Raw genomic sequence first — 16,911 nt, forward strand, 5'->3', positions numbered from 1 at the left:
GATTAAACTCTCGCATTTTTTATATGTCAAGATATTGTGCAAATATACATAAAAATTAAGAAAATGCACACAATTATAAATAACTTTTGATTTAATTATAAAAAGCTTGATTGAAAATAGATAAAAAACTATTGACATTTTTGGTTATTTTAACTATTATAACTATATGAAAAGGTTTCCATACAAAAAGCAAAGGAGAGAGGGAATGAAAAATAACCAAAATGTTGTACCTGCTCAGGTTGTTAAGTCCGAGAAAAAGCAAAAACCTCCTAAAGTAAAGACGGGCGGCCTTAAAAGAGTTTTGAAAGCGTGGCAGTTATACTTCTTGCTGCTTCCTGCTCTTATCTGGGCAGCAGTATTTGCTTATTATCCTATGTATGGTCTTGTTATTGCCTTTAAGGAGTATAAAGGCAGACTGGGTATACTTGGAAGTCCTTGGGCAAAACCTGTATTTAAGTATTTTACACAGTTTTTCAGTACCAGTATAGCTGTAAATGCTATAATAAATACTGTGGTTATCAGTTTGGAAAGTCTGGTAATTGCCTTTCCTATACCAATAATATTTGCGCTTCTCTTGAACCAGATTCAGAGAGACAAGGTGAAAAAGACAATTCAGACTATAAGCTACGCACCGTATTTTATGTCTAATGTAGTAATAGTAAGTATAATTACAGTCTTCTTTTCGGCAAACGGTGTTGTAAACAATTTGGTAAAGAGTGCAGGAGGTTCTGAAACTCTTTTTACATCTTCACCGGAATGGTTCCGAACTCTTTTCATCGGTTCAAATATCTGGCAGACCATGGGCTTTAATGCGGTAATATTCATAGCAGCCCTGACATCTATAAGTCCGGATTTTTATGAAGCTGCAAAGATTGACGGAGCATCAAGGTTCCAAAGAATTCTCTATATAGATATCCCGATGATTTTACCGACGATAATACTTATGCTGATACTTCAGGTTGGAAACATTATGAATGTCGGCTATGAAAAAGCCTTCCTCATGCAAAACGGATCAAATACGATAGTGAGTGAGCTTATTTCAACCTATGTATACAAAGTAGGTTTGCAGACTGCACAATATAGTTTTGCTACTGCGGTTGGTTTATTTAACTCGGTTGTAAACTTTATTATCCTCGTTTTAGCTAACAAAATAGTTAAAAAGGTGAGTAGTATAAGTATATTCTAAGAGAGGAGAGGTAAAATGAGAGCTGTCAGTACAAGAATGAAAATGTCAACGGGCGAGAGAGTATTTGGAATAGTGAATGCAATCATTATGATAACTATCTGCCTGGTTATTATTTATCCTATTTATTATGTTGTAATAGCATCTATGACAGATCCGGTTATAGTAAACTCGGGAAAGCCATTATTGTTTGTGGAAAAGCTGTATCTTAAGGGATATGAGACCACCTTAAAGTATAAGCCTTTATGGACTGCGTACGGAAATACAATACTTTACACTGTTGTTGGTTCAATTACTTCGCTTATAACAACTGTACCTGCAGGATATGCTTTATCAAGGAAGGATTTACCGGGAAGAAGAGGACTTATCTTTGTATTTACATTTACAATGTTCTTCAGCGGCGGTATTATTCCTCTTTATCTTACTATTAAAAGCCTTGGAATTTATAACAGCATTTGGGCTATGGTACTGCCTGTTGCTGTATCAGCCTACAATCTCATTGTATGCCGTTCTTTCTTTGAAGCAGGCATACCGGGTGAGCTTTTAGAGGCTGCAAAAGTAGATGGATGTTCGGATTTAAGATTTTTCTTTTCGATAGCCATTCCTATTTCAACAACTATAATTGCTGTTATGTGTCTTTTCTATGCTACAGCAATGTGGAATCAGTTCTTTAATGCACTTATGTACTTAAAAGATGATGATAAGATGCCGCTTCAGGTGGTGCTTCGTAACCTGGTACTTATGAATCAGGCTAATCAGATGGGTTCGTCAGGAGATGCAATGATAACAAAACAGAAGCTTGCTGAACAGCTTAAGTATTGTATAGTTGTAGCTTCCGCAGTTCCATTGCTTGCAGCTTACCCATTCTTGCAGAAATATTTTGCAAAGGGTGTAACTATCGGAGCGGTAAAAGGTTAAGCTTCATATCAAATTTGTAAAGTTTTAAAAATTATATACAAAGAAAAGGAGAGAAGTATGAAAGGAAAGAAGATATTATCTATGTTAACCTGTATGACACTTGCAGTAAGTTTGTTATCAGGTTGTGGAGGAAATGCGGCAAATACTACAAGCGGCACAAAAAGTACAGGAAGCAATGCTGCAAGTTCTGCAAAATCAGGAAGCACAGCAACTGCTGATGATTTGACAGCTGAAGAAAAAGAGGCTGTTGAAGCAGGCATTATCAATCTTGACGGAACCCTTCCTATAGTGAAAGATCCTAAGGCCTTTGAAGAAAAATACGGGAAAATATCAATGCTTCTTGTTAACTCGGCAGACAGAGTTGTTGCTCCGGGTGAACTTGCAATGGTTAAAAAATGGGCTGAGGATACAGGTGTAGAATTTGACTGGCAGCCTATTCCGGGTGAAGGTGCTCAGGAAAAAATCAACCTTATGCTTGCTTCAGGTGACGACCTTCCGGATGTATTCTGGAACTTCGGAGACGGTAAGTCAGGTAACATAGTAGTACAGTATGCTGATCAGGACATTTTCCTGCCTACAGAAAATCTTATAAATAACTATATGCCAAATGTTAAGAAGATACTTGACGACCATCCAAAATATTGGACAGAGATTAAAGCTCCTGACGGACATACTTACGGTTTTCCTTATATCGAAGAAATGTACGGACTTGTGCTTACGGGAGGCCCTTTCCTTATAAATAAAACCTGGCTTGACAAAGTAGGCAAGAAGGTTCCTACTACAGTTGATGAATGGGTAGACTGCCTCAAGGCATTCAGAGACGGAGGAGACCTTAACGGAAACGGTAAGGCAGATGAGATTCCGATGGCATCATGGTTCGGTGCAGATGATACTTTTGGTTCTTATAATATGTTCTATCGTTTCACCGGAGCTTTTGGACAGGCAGATTCCTACTGCGGAGGTAATGCTTATGCAGACCATTTAAGACTTATAGACGGTAAGGTTACATTTACGGCTATGGATCCTGCTTTTAAGGACACAGCAGCCTTCTTCAATGAGCTAAATAAAGAAAAGCTCATCTGGAACGGTTCTTTTGAATCTGATTCAAGTGCTGCTTATCAGTCGTCTCTTATTAAAGAGGACGTAGCAAGAATAGGTAGCTTTGGTACCTGGACAGACCAGGAGATTACTAATCTTGATGTACATGATGAATATGTAGCAATTCCAAGACTTAAAGGTGCTAAGGGGATGACAGGTTTCGAGAATAACTTCTCAGAGCTTCAGGATTCTTCTGATACAGCTATTACAACAACCTGTAAGTTCCCACATGTAATTGCAAGATTCGTTGACTATATGGCAGGTGATCCTGCTATAGCAATCCAGTCAAACTGGGGTGCGGAAGGATATAACTACAAGAAGGATGATAAGGGTATTCTCAGAACTCCGCTTGATGATAAGGGAAGATATGTTGCGCAGACAGAATATACCAACTTTGGTGAGGCTCGTGTAAACTCTACTCCTTGCCGTGGCTCTATGATAGTGCTTAATGATTACTATGAAAAAGTAGCAGGATATGCTTACGATGCGGTTCAGCTTCTTGAGAATCAGAAGGTTAACGGAAAAGAAGACATAATGAAGGAATATGAATCCATTCCAAGAGTGCTTATGACAACCGAAGAACTTTCAAGACTTGCTCAGATTCAGCCTACAATTTCCGATATAGTAGACAGATATATCAATCAGTGGATTACAGGCGGTGTTACGGATGACAACTGGAATGCATATCTTGAGGAGCTTAAGAACGCCGGTGTTGAAGAACTTGTAAATATTTATCAGACAGCAGTAGACAGAACCAGTAAGTAATATAATTTGTCCGATTGACGAGCTGTTGGGTACTTTTACCTGACAGCTCATTTTTTAGAAAGGAATAGATTTTATGGGAAAAGATTTCAGACCGAATATACATTTTACGGCTCCGAAGAACTGGATAAACGATCCAAACGGAATGGTTTATTTTAACGGAGAATATCATCTTTTTTATCAGCATTATCCCGAAGCAACTAATTGGGGGCCTATGCATTGGGGACATGCGGTAACAAGGGATTTAATTCATTGGGAGCATAAACCTGTCGCTCTGTACCCGGATGAACTTGGATTTATTTTTTCCGGTTCAGCAGTTATAGATAAGGAAAATGTGTCAGGTTTTGGCGTAAATGGCAAACCGCCTATAGTTGCGGTTTTTACAAACCATGGCTTAGAAGACGGCAAAGAAGTACAGAGTATAGCTTATAGTACTGATTATGAGCATTTTGAGAAATATTACGGGAATCCTGTTATTGTAAATGAAAGAAAAAAATGATTTCAGAGACCCGAAAGTATTTTACAATCCTATTAAAAAAGGATTCAGTTTGGTTGTGGCAGCCGGAGAAGAGGTGGAATTTTACTTTAGCAAAAATCTTAAAGACTGGGAGAAAACGGGAACTTTTAAGGCTGGAGATAATGGTCTTTCAGGAATCTGTGAATGCCCTGACTGTTTTCCACTAGAGACGGAAGAAGGCACAAAGTGGGTACTCATAATAAGCATGATAATTCCGAATGAGAAGAGAAACAGACCTATGTCAGAGGGTGGGCATTTTATGAGCCATGTAACTCAGTATTATATAGGAGATTTTGACGGTTCTGCATTTATAGATACTGAAAGATGTGAAGAACCTATGCTTCTTGACTTTGGAACAGATAATTATGCGGCAGTTACCTTTCAGAATCTTGAGGAAAAGGTAATGATAGGCTGGGGGGATAACTGGGCTTATGCAAATGAGACTCCGAGTAAGGAATTCAGCGGTAAAATGACTTTAGCCAGAAAAATGGCTATAGTAAAGACAGACAGAGGTTTAAGAGTCAGTTTTGTGCCTGAGGGACTTGATAAGTACAGGAATAACAAGAGAGAGATATCTGACGGTTACAGGCTTCATACAGAGTGTTTCGGAATTTTAACCGAAGGAGAGGGCGGTATCAGGCTTTATAATGAAAATGGTGAAGAAGTTATTATCAAAATTGATGAGAATGAAATATTTTTTGATAGGAGCAGAGCAGGGTTAAAAGACTTCAATGATACATTTGCAAGCGAATCTTACAATAAGCTTATGGCGAGAAGACTTATTAAAGGAAGGTGCAAGACTGAAATTATTTTTGATACATCTTTCATTGAGACATTTGCAGATGACGGACTGATACCTATATCTGCTTCCGTATATCCAAAATCACCTTATGAGAGAATAGAGATCGAAGGGAATTTGAAGGTTAAGTTTTATGAGATAGATTAAATGGCGATAAGTCAGTAAGAAGATACCATGTCAATAAAATGATGTGGTATTTTTTTCATGTGTCAAAAGATAATAAATTCTCTTGCAAGCAAGTCCCAAGCGAATTTTTATGCTTTTGACACTTATATCATATAAATAAAAAAAATTATAAAAAATACTGTTGACAAAAACGTATTATTATGATATTGTATTAATAACTTAATACACCAAGACAATAAAACAAATAAAATATAAATTAAAAGGAGGAAACTATGGCGTGGTCACTGGATGAAGGACTGCCTATCTATCCACAGCTCATGGATGAGATAAGGCGGAGAATAGTTACAGAAGTGTACAAAGCAGGAGACAGGATACCATCGGTAAGAGAACTTGCGGCAGAGGCTGAAGTAAATGCAAACACTATGCAGAAAGCACTTAGTGAACTTGAAAGAGAGGAGCTGTTGGTAACTATGAGAAGCACAGGAAGAACAGTCACACAGGATGTAGAGAAAATCAAGGGAACAAAAAAGACTATGGCCGAGAGAGAGATTTCAAGATGTATGACATATATGAGAGAACTTGGCTACAGTATGGAAGAAATACAAAACTTAATAGCCAATTACAAGGCTTAACAAGAGAAAGGAAATAAAAATGGGAAATGTAATAGAATGTAAGGCACTTACAAAAAAATACGGAAGAAGGTCGGCTCTGAATGCTATTGACTTAAATCTTGAAGAAGGTAGGATAGTAGGTGTGTTAGGACCAAACGGAAGCGGTAAAACCACACTTATTAAACTCATAAACGGACTTTTAACTCCAACTTCGGGAGAGATCAGAATAGATGGAAATCTTCCGGGTGTAGAGACTAAATCCATAGTTTCTTATCTTCCGGACAAAGACTATCTCGGAGATGAAATGAGTTTCCATGAATGTACCAAGCTGTTTGCAGACTTTTATGCAGATTTTAATAAAGAAAAAGCATTTAAAATGCTTGCAAGCTTAAACATAGATCCTGATATGAAGTTTAAGTTCCTTTCAAAAGGAAACAGGGAAAAGGCGCAGCTCATCCTGGTTATGAGCAGGGCAGCTAAGGTATATGTACTGGATGAACCTATCGCAGGAGTAGATCCGGCAGCAAGAGATTATATATTACAAACCATACTCAACAATATCAATCCGGGAGCAACGGTAATTATAGCAACTCATCTTATCTCTGAAATAGAGAAGATACTTGATGACGTGGTATTTATAAAGGAAGGAAATATTGTACTTAACGATAGCGCGGAAAATATAAGAGAGAAGGAAGGAAAATCCATAGACGGATTATTTAGGGAGGTGTTCGCATGTTTGGCAAATTAATTAAAAATGAATTTAGAAATATAGGAAAGTTTCTTCTGTTAATCAATACAATAGTATTGGGTATGCATTTGCTTTCGGTTGTATTTGAACAGGTGTATAATTCGGGAGTGTTCACAGGAACTATATTTGAGAAGATTTTCGGTGTCTTTGCCGGAATATATATACTATCAATTTTGGCAGTTAATTTTATTATTGTGTTGGTATTTGCAGTCAGGTTTTACAGAAAGGTGTACTCGGTTGAGGGCTATCTCACCCATACTCTTCCTGTGAAAAAATCAGGTATTTATCTTGCTATGCTGATATCTTCAAGTGTAGGCACAATCATTACCACAGCTGTCAGCCTTGGGTATCCGCTTACCAGAGTAGCAAATGAGGTTCTGGCAGTAGGCAAGGTGTCCTTAAAGGATTTGTTTATGGTTGCAGCAAGATATAATGTTACAGGATTAACATATTTTCTTATTATACTCGGAGCTGTGTGTTCTGTATTTGCTGCTTTTGGACTTTTATTCCTCTGTATCTCTATAGGACAGAACTGGAAGTCACATCCGGTACTCGGCTCAATTCTTTCTTATTGGCTTATTACAACCGCATTACAGATATTTGGAGCAATAGCAATGGTATCTCTTGCTAGTGCAGGTATAGTGGATAATTTTATCAGAAGTATAAGGACTCCGGGTGCTGTTGTGAATGCGATAGCTTGTTGGGGAATAGGAATTGAAGTAATAGGAATAGCTATTATGTCAGTTATTAGCGTAGTAATTATGAAGAAGAAACTGAATTTGTAATAGATAATATTTTATCATAATTTGATAAGTCGGCCCTCTAAACTACAGATGTAGAATAGAAGGCTGATTTTCATTTAAAACTTATGCTTTTAAGTTTAGAAAATATATGATAAACTATAAAAACACAAGGTAGTAAATAAATTTACCTGTTACATTGAAAAAGAGGAGAGAATGTGATGTACAAAAATATTTTATTCGATATGGGCAACGTGATTATGGATTTTTCTCCTGATTACATTCTGTCTATGTATACAAAAGATGCTAAGCTAATTAATTTTTTGAAATATAAAATATTATATACCAGGGCTTGGGCAAGGTCTGATAAAGGAGTGATATGCTCCCTTCTAGGTAGACAAGAGAAAAAATAAAATCTCTTACTGCCTGGAAGGGAGCATTTTATGTCTAAAAGCAAGATATCACATTCAGAGAAATTACAGACAGTATATCTGATATTAGAAGGTAAAGAATCACTCCGACATGCTGCTGTCAGATTGGGAATCAGTCTCTCCTCCATACAACAATGGATAAGCATTTATAAGAGTGAAGGTGAAGGAGCCTTTCTTGTTACAGTAAATAAACGGTATTCAAAAGAGCTGAAAGAGCAGGCAGTATTGGATTATCTCTGCGGTCAAGGTTCCCAACAGGAAATCTGCCAGCGCTATGGAATCAGATACAAAAAGTAAGTTACAAAACTGGATAAAGAAGTATAATAGTCATGAGGAGCTGAAAGTTTCCAGGACAGGAGGAACATTTATCATGACCAAGGGAAGAAAAACAACCTTCGATGAGAGGGTGGAAATCGTTCAATACTGCATTGGACATGACCGTAATTATGCTGAAACAGCAGCTAAATTCGGCATTTCCTATCAGCAGGCACGAAACTATATCGTAAAGTATGAAGCAGGTGGAGTGAACACTCTCCAGGATAGGCGCGGCCGACCAAAGCCGGTTGAAAAAATGACTGAGTTGGAGAAACTCCGTGCCGAAAACAAGATTCTGCGTGCCGAAAAGGAACGAGCCGAAATGGAGGCATCTTTCTTAAAAAAACTCGACAAGATAGAGAGGAGGCGGGGCTAAGCCTGGTCAGACACGGACAGGTCTATCAGGCAATCAAAGAAGAACACGAAGAGCATGGTTATCCGATTAGTGCGCTCTGCAAACTGGGATCTGTAAGCCGTGCGGCATACTACAAATGGCTTCACAGAGAGAAACCTGCTTATGAAGCAGCAAATGAATACATTGCTGATGAAATCGAAAAAATCCATATGGCCAGCCCTGATAAGGGCTATCGCAGAATACGGGATGATCTGGAACGTTATCACGGAATCAAGACAAATGATAAACGAGTGCTTCGGATCTGCCGTAAGAAAGGGATTAAGTCCACGATCAAGTATTCCAATACCGGATGTACAAGACAGGCGATAAATCCCCAGTTTATTGCGGATAACATATTGAACAGAAATTTCACAGCGGAAGCTCCAAATCAGAAATGGTTGACGGACGTCACAGAATTCAAATGGTATGATGAGAACAATGACAAGCATAAAGTGTATCTTAGCGCGATACTTGATCTCTATGACCGGCGGATTGTCGCATATGTGATCAGTGACCATAACGACAATCGTCTGGTCTTCAATACGTTTGATAAGGCGATTGTTTCCAATCCGGGAGCAACACCTATGTGTCATTCTGATCGAGGATTTCAATATACCAATCGGAACTTTCATGCCAAGCTTGAGGCTGCGGGTATGACACAAAGTATGTCCAGAATAGCCAAATGCATCGATAATGGCCCGATGGAAGGATTCTGGGGCATTTTGAAACGTGAGCGGTATTATGGCAATCGGTTTACAGTCAGAGATTCTCTTGTGAAAATGATAGAGGATTACATTGAATACTACAACACCAGACGGTTACAACGAAAACTGGGAATTTTAACTCCATTCGAGAAGCACGAACAATATCTGGCGGCAGCATAAAAACTGCCACCAGATTAAAACTATCTGATGGCAGAAAATTTTTATTTTTTTAATTGTCTACTTGACGGGAAGCAGTTCAGAGAGCTTACGGAAGAAGGAATCTATGAAGAAACTGTAAAAGGTCTGGATGAAAAATACCATCCGCTTGCCAAAGAAGTGATATACAGCTGGTATAAATATAAGACTGAAAGTGCGGAAATGTATGAGCTTATAAAGGAGCTTAAGAATAAAGGTTATAAGCTTTTCCTCTGTTCCAATGCCGCAGAGTCTTTTCATAAATATGAAGATAGTGTGGAAGCGTTCAAACTGTTAGATGCAAAAATAGTCTCCGCAGACATAAAAGCGGTAAAACCTGACAGAGAATTCTTTGACTATGTGCTTAAAACTTATGACTTGAAGGCAGAGGAATGTTTTTTTATAGACGATTTGGCAGCGAACGTTAAGGGAGCCTATGAATGTGGGATAGATGGTTATCAGTATAATGGAAATGCAGGACTTTTAAGGAAATTTATGGAAAGAGTCGGGATATTATAGTTGCATATAAATGCAAATGGAACAAACACTGATTCAGCGAGTATTTTCCCGATACTGTAAAGGTGTGATACCATAGTTTTTCTTGAATACATTTTGAAAATAGGCCTGGCTGGAAAAACAAAGGTAATTGCTTATTTCGCTTAAGGATTTATTTGTAAAAGAGAGAAGGTTTTTCGCTTCTTCCAATTTACACTTCATAATGAAAGCGCTGATCCCGAATCCTAATTCTGTTTGAAATTTTCGAGTAATATAAGAACGACTTTTCCCTATATAGTCTGCTACATCATTTACTCTGAGCGGCTCATTCGTATGTTTGGAAATATACTGTATACATTGAAATATATCCTTCGACATACCGTCAATCGGAAGCTGCCTGCGGGAAACTCTCGTGGTAAAATCAATAAGCATAGGATAGTAGAGCTGATCGATTTTATTCGGAAATAAAGTTTTTTCGCATTCCTGTATGTATAAATCACTTAACTGGTAGGCCTCTTCAATATCAAGTCCCCCATGGATAGAAGCACGGGTGGCAAGTGTTACCATACTAATAAATAAATTTCTTTTATTTCGCAGTGCGTTTGAAGAAAGAATTCCTGAATTAAAATTAGTTTCCGCATATTGCATACCTAAAATATTTTGCAGTTTGGAAACATTACCATGCTCAATACAATCTGTAAGCATCTGTTCAAATTCATACGTATTATGAAAACGCTCATTTTCTCGATTTTCATACATTTCAGAAGAAAACAGTCGGGAAATATTTTCTTTTATCTCAGATTCCTTATACAAATTAAAATGTTTATCAATATCGATTTCATTTCCATTAATACATAAATTAAGAAAAGAAAGCAGGGATAACAGCTGCTGAAAAGAGACAGGAGGTGTGTTCAGTAAAAACTGTCTCATTTCATCCGCCGGTTCACCGGAAAGGTTACCTTCATGTAGAAAGTCATGAATCATTTCCTCGGAACAAGGTGTACTGAACAACGGTCCGATAATCAAAAAATCCATTTTAGAAGGAGAATCATTAATATTAATTAAACCAAAATAGGCATAGGAATCTGTAATAAAATAATCCGGATTTTTTGTGAATTTAATTTTATCTGCAAGGGCAGAACTATAATTGGACATATCACGTAAAGGTTTTGGATTTGCCCAAATAAATTGCTGTGGCCAGCGATAATATGAAATTGGAACATAGGTTGCAGAATAAAAATTTTGACAAAAATATATCCAATCCATATGAAGTCCCCCCCTAATAATTTAACTTAATTTTACAATATTAAGCTCATAATTGCAATACAAAAGAGAAAACATGAGATATGCTATAACAAAAGTGTTGTTGTTTTTCTATGATGTTTTCAAATGGACAGAAGTAAAATAGCTAATAAAAGATAATGTAAAAATTTATAGGGAGGTTTATATGAGAGTTTATAATCTAACTGTGGAGTATCAGAGCTCTCCTAAAGGACTTGCAATCAGAAAACCCAGATTATCCTGGAAAATTGAATCAGATAAGCAGACAACTCTGCAAGAGTCGTATTCCATCGAAGTGAGAGAAAAAGAAAAGCTTATGTGGAGTACAGGCGAGATTAATTCTTGGCAGTCAGTACTTATACCTTATGGGGGAGAACCATTAAAGGAAGAAACAATATATGAGGTATCTGTGGCTGTGAAAACGAACCACGGAGAAGTGGCTAAGGCACATACAAGCTTTCAAACAGGCATCTTTGACGGTAATAAATTTGTAGCAAACATGATTACACATGATTTTCCGGAAGAAGAAACTGCCTGCCCCGTTTTCTATAAAAATATTTATTTAGAAAAAAAGATTGTACATGCATATGCGTATGCAACCGCTCATGGCGTATATGAGTTATGTGTAAACGGAAAAAAAGCAGGGGAAGAATTCATGAGTCCCGGATGGACAAGCTACCACAAGAGATTGCAGTATCAGTTTTATGACATTACAGAAATGTTAAAAGAGGAAAATGAAATTGCGATTACTGTTGCAAATGGTTGGTATAAAGGAATTCTTGGATTTGATTGTAAACCGAACAGGTACGGGAACAGAGTAGAAGCATTTACGGAAATACATATTTTATTCGAAGACGGAAGTTCAAGAATTATTGCAACAGATGATACGTGGAAAGTTCGTACAGGAGAAATCAGATATAGTGAAATCTATATGGGTGAAACGATTGACACAAATCAGCCTGAAATAAGAGAAGGCAAAGTTTCAGTTGTTCCATTTGATAAAACGGTGTTATGTCCACAGGAGTGCGAGCCTGTTCGTGTGACTAAACTATTTCAGCCTAAAAAAGTATTTAATGATCCGGCAGGGAATCAGCTTGTCGATTTTGGGCAAAACATTACCGGATTAGTAGAGATTCGCATAAAAGGTGAAGAGGGGCAGAAAATTACAATCCGTCACGCAGAAACATTAGACAAAAACGGTGTTTTTTATCCGGATACGCTCCGTGGTGCAAAGTCCCATGATACATATATTTTAAATGGGGAAAAGCAAATTTTGATGCCACATTTTACATTTCATGGATTCCGCTATATTGCGGTAGACGGGGTGGAAAATTTAACTCCGGAAATGTTTACTGCCTGTGCAATGCATTCTGACCTGGAAAAAATTGGAGTATTTCACTGTTCAAATGATAAAGTAAACCGGTTGCAGAATAATATTACCTGGGGGATTCGTGACAACTTCTTTGATATACCGACAGATTGCCCTCAGCGTGACGAGCGTCTTGGCTGGATGGGTGATGCACAGGTAATCTCCTGGACAGCTGCATTTAACCTGAATACAGCAAGATTTTTTACAAAATGGATGCACGATATTATGGCAGATTCCAGTCTTGAATCAGGTGTTCCTCACGTTGTTCCGGATATTATGGGTAGTTACAGTTCTTCTGCCTGGAGCGATGCAGCAGTTATTATTCCATGGGTAGTATATCAGAATTACGGTGATAAAAAAATTCTGGAAGACGGATGGAAGTGCATGCACGAATGGGTGGATTATATACAGAATCATACAAATGAAAATGGTCTTTGGATGTCCGGATTCCAGTATGGCGACTGGCTTGCACTTGATAAAGAAGAAAGTGCCGATCGAACAGGCGCTACAGATAAATATTTGATTGCAAATGCCTATTATATTTATGTTACAGACATTGTTATACAAACAGCGCAGGTATTAGGAAAGAAAGAAGATGAGAAAAAATACAGCGAGCTACACGAACGGACATTAAAGTCTTTTAGGGATGAATATTATACTTCCAGAGGACGTATTGTCAGCGAAACACAAACAGGCTGCGTACTTTCGCTTTATTTTAATCTTGCAAAAGAAAAGGATCGTGAACAGATTATTACAACGTTAAAAAATAATATTGTAAATCATAAAAACCATCTTTCAACAGGATTTGTAGGTACTCCGTATTTATGCCATGCACTTTCTGATAGTGGGGAACATGAGATGGCGGCTATACTGTTTATGAGAGAAGATTTTCCGTCCTGGTTATATTCTGTAAATATGGGGGCAACAACAATTTGGGAACGTTGGAACTCTATCCTTCCGGAGGGTGATTTCGAATCATCGGGAATGAACTCCCTCAACCATTATGCGTACGGTTCTATCGGAGATTGGGTGTATCGAAAAGTAGGCGGGATACAGCAAATTGAGCCCGGATATCACAAGTTTATTATACGGCCAATGTTTGTAAAAGGGATAGAAGAGGCTGATACAACTTTAGAAACACCATATGGGAAAATTCTCTCACATTGGGAATGCAGGAATAAAAAGATAAATGTAAAAGTTATGATACCTGCAAATACGTCTGCAGTGCTATATCTTCCGGAAAAAGAAGGAGAAATTGAGCTTGGTTCCGGTACATATGAATATGAATATGGTACAGAAACAAATTTGAAAAAGGAGCGTTTTTCATTGGACAGTAATTTAGGAGAGGTTATTTCCGAACCACTTGGCCGTGAGATGCTGGAAATTATGGCTCCGGGATTCTTGGAAAATCCAATGATAGAATTTGCTTGTTCTATGACACTGGCAGAATTACTTACATCCGCTCCGGAAGCGGAACCAATGTACACTGCAATTATTCAGGCACTAAATACACAGGAAGCTTAATATAAATAATTACGAGGAGATAATGAGATGAAATTTGGATATTTTGATGATCAGAACAAAGAATATGTAATCAAGACACCGAAAACGCCACTTCCTTGGATTAACTATTTGGGAAACAAAGAGTTTTTTAGCCTCATATCCAATACAGGAGGGGGATATACTTTCTATAAAGATGCAAAGCTAATGCGTATCACCAGATATCGTTATAATGATGTACCGGCAGACTGTAACGGAAAATATTTTTATATCAAAGATAATGATGTTATCTGGAATCCGGGTTGGCAACCGGTAAAAGAGAGCTTGGATTCTTATGAATGCCATCATGGAATGGGATACAGCAAATTTCTCTCCAAAAAGAATGGTGTTGAGACTTCTCTGCTTACTTTTGTACCTTTGGATGATGCCTGTGAGATTAGCAGCCTGACACTTAAAAATAATACTGAAGAAAAAAAGGAACTACAGGTATTTTCATATTTGGAATGGTGTTTATGGAATGCAGATGATGATATGAAAAACTTTCAGAGAAATTTGAGTATCGGAGAAGTAGAAATTAAAGGCTCAGCAATTTACCATAAAACAGAGTACAGAGAGAGGAGAAATCATTATGCAGTATATGCGGTAAACGCACAGATTGATGGATTCGATACAGACCGTGATGCATTTTTGGGTGAGTATCGGAGTATGGAAAATCCCGAGGTAGTGCAAAAAGGAAAGAGCAGCAATTCTGTTGCAAGCGGATGGTCGCCTATAGCCTCCCATCAATTGAATGTCACCTTAAATCCGGGTGAAGAAAAAAGGTATATTTTTGTTTTAGGATATATAGAAAATCAGGAAGAAGACAAATGGGAATCAAAAGGAGTAATCAATAAAAAAAGAGCTGAACTGTTACTTGACAAGTATTATTCCGATGCAGCAGTAGATGAGGCTTTTCAGGAGCTGAAGCAATACTGGGGAAAATTACTTGCCAAATTTAACGTTCAAACAAAAAATGAAAAATTAAACCGTATGGTAAATATCTGGCATCAATATCAGTGTATGGTAACATTTAACATGTCGCGCTCTGCTTCTTACTATGAATCCGGAATCGGCCGTGGTATGGGATTTAGAGATTCCTGTCAGGATTTAATGGGATTTGTACACTTAATTCCGGAAAGAGCCAGAGAACTTATCATTGATATTGCATCTACACAGTTTAAGGACGGCAGTGCATATCATCAATATCAACCGTTAACAAAAAAAGGAAATGCAGATATCGGTAGTGGATTTAATGATGATCCATTATGGTTGATTGCGGCTGTAAGCGCGTATGTAAGGGAAACAGGAGATGTGTCAATCCTTGATGAAATGGTTCCTTTTGATAATGAAATCGGAACCGAAGTGACATTAATGGAACATTTGAAAAGATCCTTTGATTTTACGGTAAATCATAAAGGACCACATGGACTTCCTTTGATTGGAAGAGCAGACTGGAATGACTGTCTGAATCTCAATTGTTTTTCTGCGCACCCGGGTGAATCTTTCCAGACATTTGGGCCGAGTGAAGGACCTGTGGCAGAATCCGTATTTATTGCGGGTATGTTTGTAAAATATGGTAAAGAATATGGCGATTTATGTAAATTAATCGGGCAGGACGATGAAGTAAAACGTACAGATTATGAAGTTGAAAAGGTGTACAAGGCCGTTTTAGAATCCGGATGGGACGGAGAATGGTTTCTTCGTGCGTACGATGCCAATGGAGATAAAGTGGGCTCTCATGTTTGCGAAGAAGGAAAAATTTATATTGAGCCACAGGGATTCTGTACCATGGCTAACATCGGTGTAAAAGAGGGGTTGGCAGAAAAAGCATTATCTTCTGTGGAACATTGCTTAGATACAAAGTATGGTATTCGTATTTTAGCACCGGCCTATACTACTTATCATCTGGAACTTGGAGAAGTAAGCTCTTACCCACCGGGATATAAAGAAAACAGCGGTATTTTTTGCCACAACAACCCATGGATTTCAATTGCTGAAACTGTACTTGGCCATGGAAAACGTGCATTTGATGTCTATCAAAAAACCTGCCCTGCATATGTAGAGGAATTTAGTGAAGTGCATCGAACGGAACCATATGTCTACTCACAGATGATTGCGGGTTCGGATGCAATTAGATTTGGCGAGGCAAAAAACAGCTGGTTAACGGGAACGGCAGCTTGGACATTTATTAATGCGTCACAGTATATTCTTGGGGTTTATCCTACATTGAACGGACTGTCAGTAAATCCTTGTATTCCACTGGAATTTGGTGATTTTACAGTGACAAGAAATTATAGAGGACAGGTTTACAATATTCAGGTACACAATCCCGGTGGAGTGGAAAAAGGGGTGAAGAAGTTAATTGTGGATGGCATAGAAGTCGAAGGAACTATTATTCCTTTTGAAGAAAATAAGGAAGAATATCATATAGATGTTTGGCTGGGGAAGGAATAATAAAATGAAAACAGAGCAGTATAGCATTAATCAGTATGCTCAGCTGACAGCGTATCTTCATACACCAAATGAAGAAATGAAAAATCTGAATTCGTATCCGGCAATTTTGATTCTGCCGGGAGGAGGATTTTATATTTGCAGTGAAAGAGAAGCAGAACCGGTTGCAATGACATTCTTTGCACAGGGGTTTCAGGCATTCGTACTTAAATATACGACGGTTACAGCAAAAAAA

At 37.9% G+C, this 16,911-nt stretch carries 15 protein-coding genes; 14 read left to right on the top strand and 1 reads right to left on the bottom strand.

Features of this window, described 5'->3' with window-relative positions:
* Window positions 1-205 precede the first annotated feature (205 nt).
* The 12 genes from GCWU000282_RS06870 to GCWU000282_RS15875 all read left to right on the top strand — a co-directional run bounded on the left by GCWU000282_RS06870 (window position 206) and on the right by GCWU000282_RS15875 (window position 10,060).
* A complete protein-coding gene (locus GCWU000282_RS06870; protein ID WP_035039699.1) occupies window positions 206-1,186 on the top strand; it encodes an ABC transporter permease in 981 nt (326 codons plus the stop codon).
* Between the two features lie 15 nt (window positions 1,187-1,201).
* Window positions 1,202-2,101 (top strand): carbohydrate ABC transporter permease, encoded by a 900-nt coding sequence (locus GCWU000282_RS06875; protein ID WP_023354332.1) that lies wholly within the window; start codon window positions 1,202-1,204, stop codon window positions 2,099-2,101.
* Window positions 2,102-2,158: 57 nt separating this feature from the next.
* Window positions 2,159-3,964, top strand: coding sequence for an extracellular solute-binding protein (locus GCWU000282_RS06880; RefSeq protein ID WP_023354333.1), 1,806 nt, complete (start codon window positions 2,159-2,161; stop codon window positions 3,962-3,964).
* Between the two features lie 73 nt (window positions 3,965-4,037).
* On the top strand, window positions 4,038-4,460 hold the full coding sequence (locus tag GCWU000282_RS15870) for a glycoside hydrolase family protein (RefSeq protein ID WP_023354334.1): 423 nt from the start codon (window positions 4,038-4,040) through the stop codon (window positions 4,458-4,460).
* A complete protein-coding gene (locus tag GCWU000282_RS06885; RefSeq protein WP_023354335.1) occupies window positions 4,444-5,424 on the top strand; it encodes a glycoside hydrolase family 32 protein in 981 nt (326 codons plus the stop codon). Before GCWU000282_RS15870 ends, GCWU000282_RS06885 begins: the two co-directional genes overlap by 17 nt.
* A gap of 251 nt (window positions 5,425-5,675) precedes the next feature.
* Window positions 5,676-6,035 (top strand): GntR family transcriptional regulator, encoded by a 360-nt coding sequence (locus GCWU000282_RS06890; RefSeq protein WP_023354336.1) that lies wholly within the window; start codon window positions 5,676-5,678, stop codon window positions 6,033-6,035.
* A gap of 19 nt (window positions 6,036-6,054) precedes the next feature.
* The gene (locus GCWU000282_RS06895) at window positions 6,055-6,762 is read left to right on the top strand and encodes an ABC transporter ATP-binding protein (protein ID WP_023354337.1); all 708 of its coding nucleotides are present in this window, start codon (window positions 6,055-6,057) and stop codon (window positions 6,760-6,762) included.
* Window positions 6,747-7,547 carry a hypothetical protein gene (locus tag GCWU000282_RS06900; protein WP_023354338.1) on the top strand — a complete coding sequence of 267 codons (801 nt, stop codon included), beginning with the start codon at window positions 6,747-6,749 and terminating at the stop codon, window positions 7,545-7,547. Before GCWU000282_RS06895 ends, GCWU000282_RS06900 begins: the two co-directional genes overlap by 16 nt.
* A 398-nt stretch (window positions 7,548-7,945) precedes the next feature.
* Window positions 7,946-8,230 (top strand): helix-turn-helix domain-containing protein, encoded by a 285-nt coding sequence (locus GCWU000282_RS16615; protein WP_023354340.1) that lies wholly within the window; start codon window positions 7,946-7,948, stop codon window positions 8,228-8,230.
* Window positions 8,208-8,624, top strand: coding sequence for a helix-turn-helix domain-containing protein (locus GCWU000282_RS16620; protein ID WP_023354341.1), 417 nt, complete (start codon window positions 8,208-8,210; stop codon window positions 8,622-8,624). The genes GCWU000282_RS16615 and GCWU000282_RS16620 overlap by 23 nt, the downstream gene beginning before the upstream one ends.
* Before the next feature lie 2 nt (window positions 8,625-8,626).
* Window positions 8,627-9,526: an IS3 family transposase gene (locus GCWU000282_RS06915; RefSeq protein ID WP_207637278.1), complete on the top strand. Its 900-nt coding sequence runs from the start codon at window positions 8,627-8,629 to the stop codon at window positions 9,524-9,526.
* A 27-nt stretch (window positions 9,527-9,553) separates the two neighbouring features.
* Window positions 9,554-10,060 (top strand): HAD-IA family hydrolase, encoded by a 507-nt coding sequence (locus GCWU000282_RS15875; protein WP_023354343.1) that lies wholly within the window; start codon window positions 9,554-9,556, stop codon window positions 10,058-10,060.
* Between the two features lie 33 nt (window positions 10,061-10,093).
* Here the strand turns inward: GCWU000282_RS15875 and GCWU000282_RS06925 are convergent, their stop codons facing one another.
* Window positions 10,094-11,302 carry a helix-turn-helix domain-containing protein gene (locus GCWU000282_RS06925; RefSeq protein ID WP_023354344.1) on the bottom strand — a complete coding sequence of 403 codons (1,209 nt, stop codon included), beginning with the start codon at window positions 11,300-11,302 and terminating at the stop codon, window positions 10,094-10,096.
* Between the two features lie 181 nt (window positions 11,303-11,483).
* Between GCWU000282_RS06925 and GCWU000282_RS06930 the strand changes: the two genes are divergently transcribed.
* Together GCWU000282_RS06930 and GCWU000282_RS06935 are read left to right on the top strand one after the other, a co-directional pair.
* Window positions 11,484-14,210: a family 78 glycoside hydrolase catalytic domain gene (locus tag GCWU000282_RS06930; RefSeq protein ID WP_023354345.1), complete on the top strand. Its 2,727-nt coding sequence runs from the start codon at window positions 11,484-11,486 to the stop codon at window positions 14,208-14,210.
* Between the two features lie 27 nt (window positions 14,211-14,237).
* The gene (locus GCWU000282_RS06935; protein ID WP_023354346.1) at window positions 14,238-16,679 is read left to right on the top strand and encodes a GH36-type glycosyl hydrolase domain-containing protein; all 2,442 of its coding nucleotides are present in this window, start codon (window positions 14,238-14,240) and stop codon (window positions 16,677-16,679) included.
* Window positions 16,680-16,911: the final 232 nt, after the last annotated feature.

Source organism: Catonella morbi ATCC 51271 (assembly GCF_000160035.2).
Taxonomy (GTDB): Bacteria; Bacillota; Clostridia; order Lachnospirales; family Lachnospiraceae; genus Catonella; species Catonella morbi.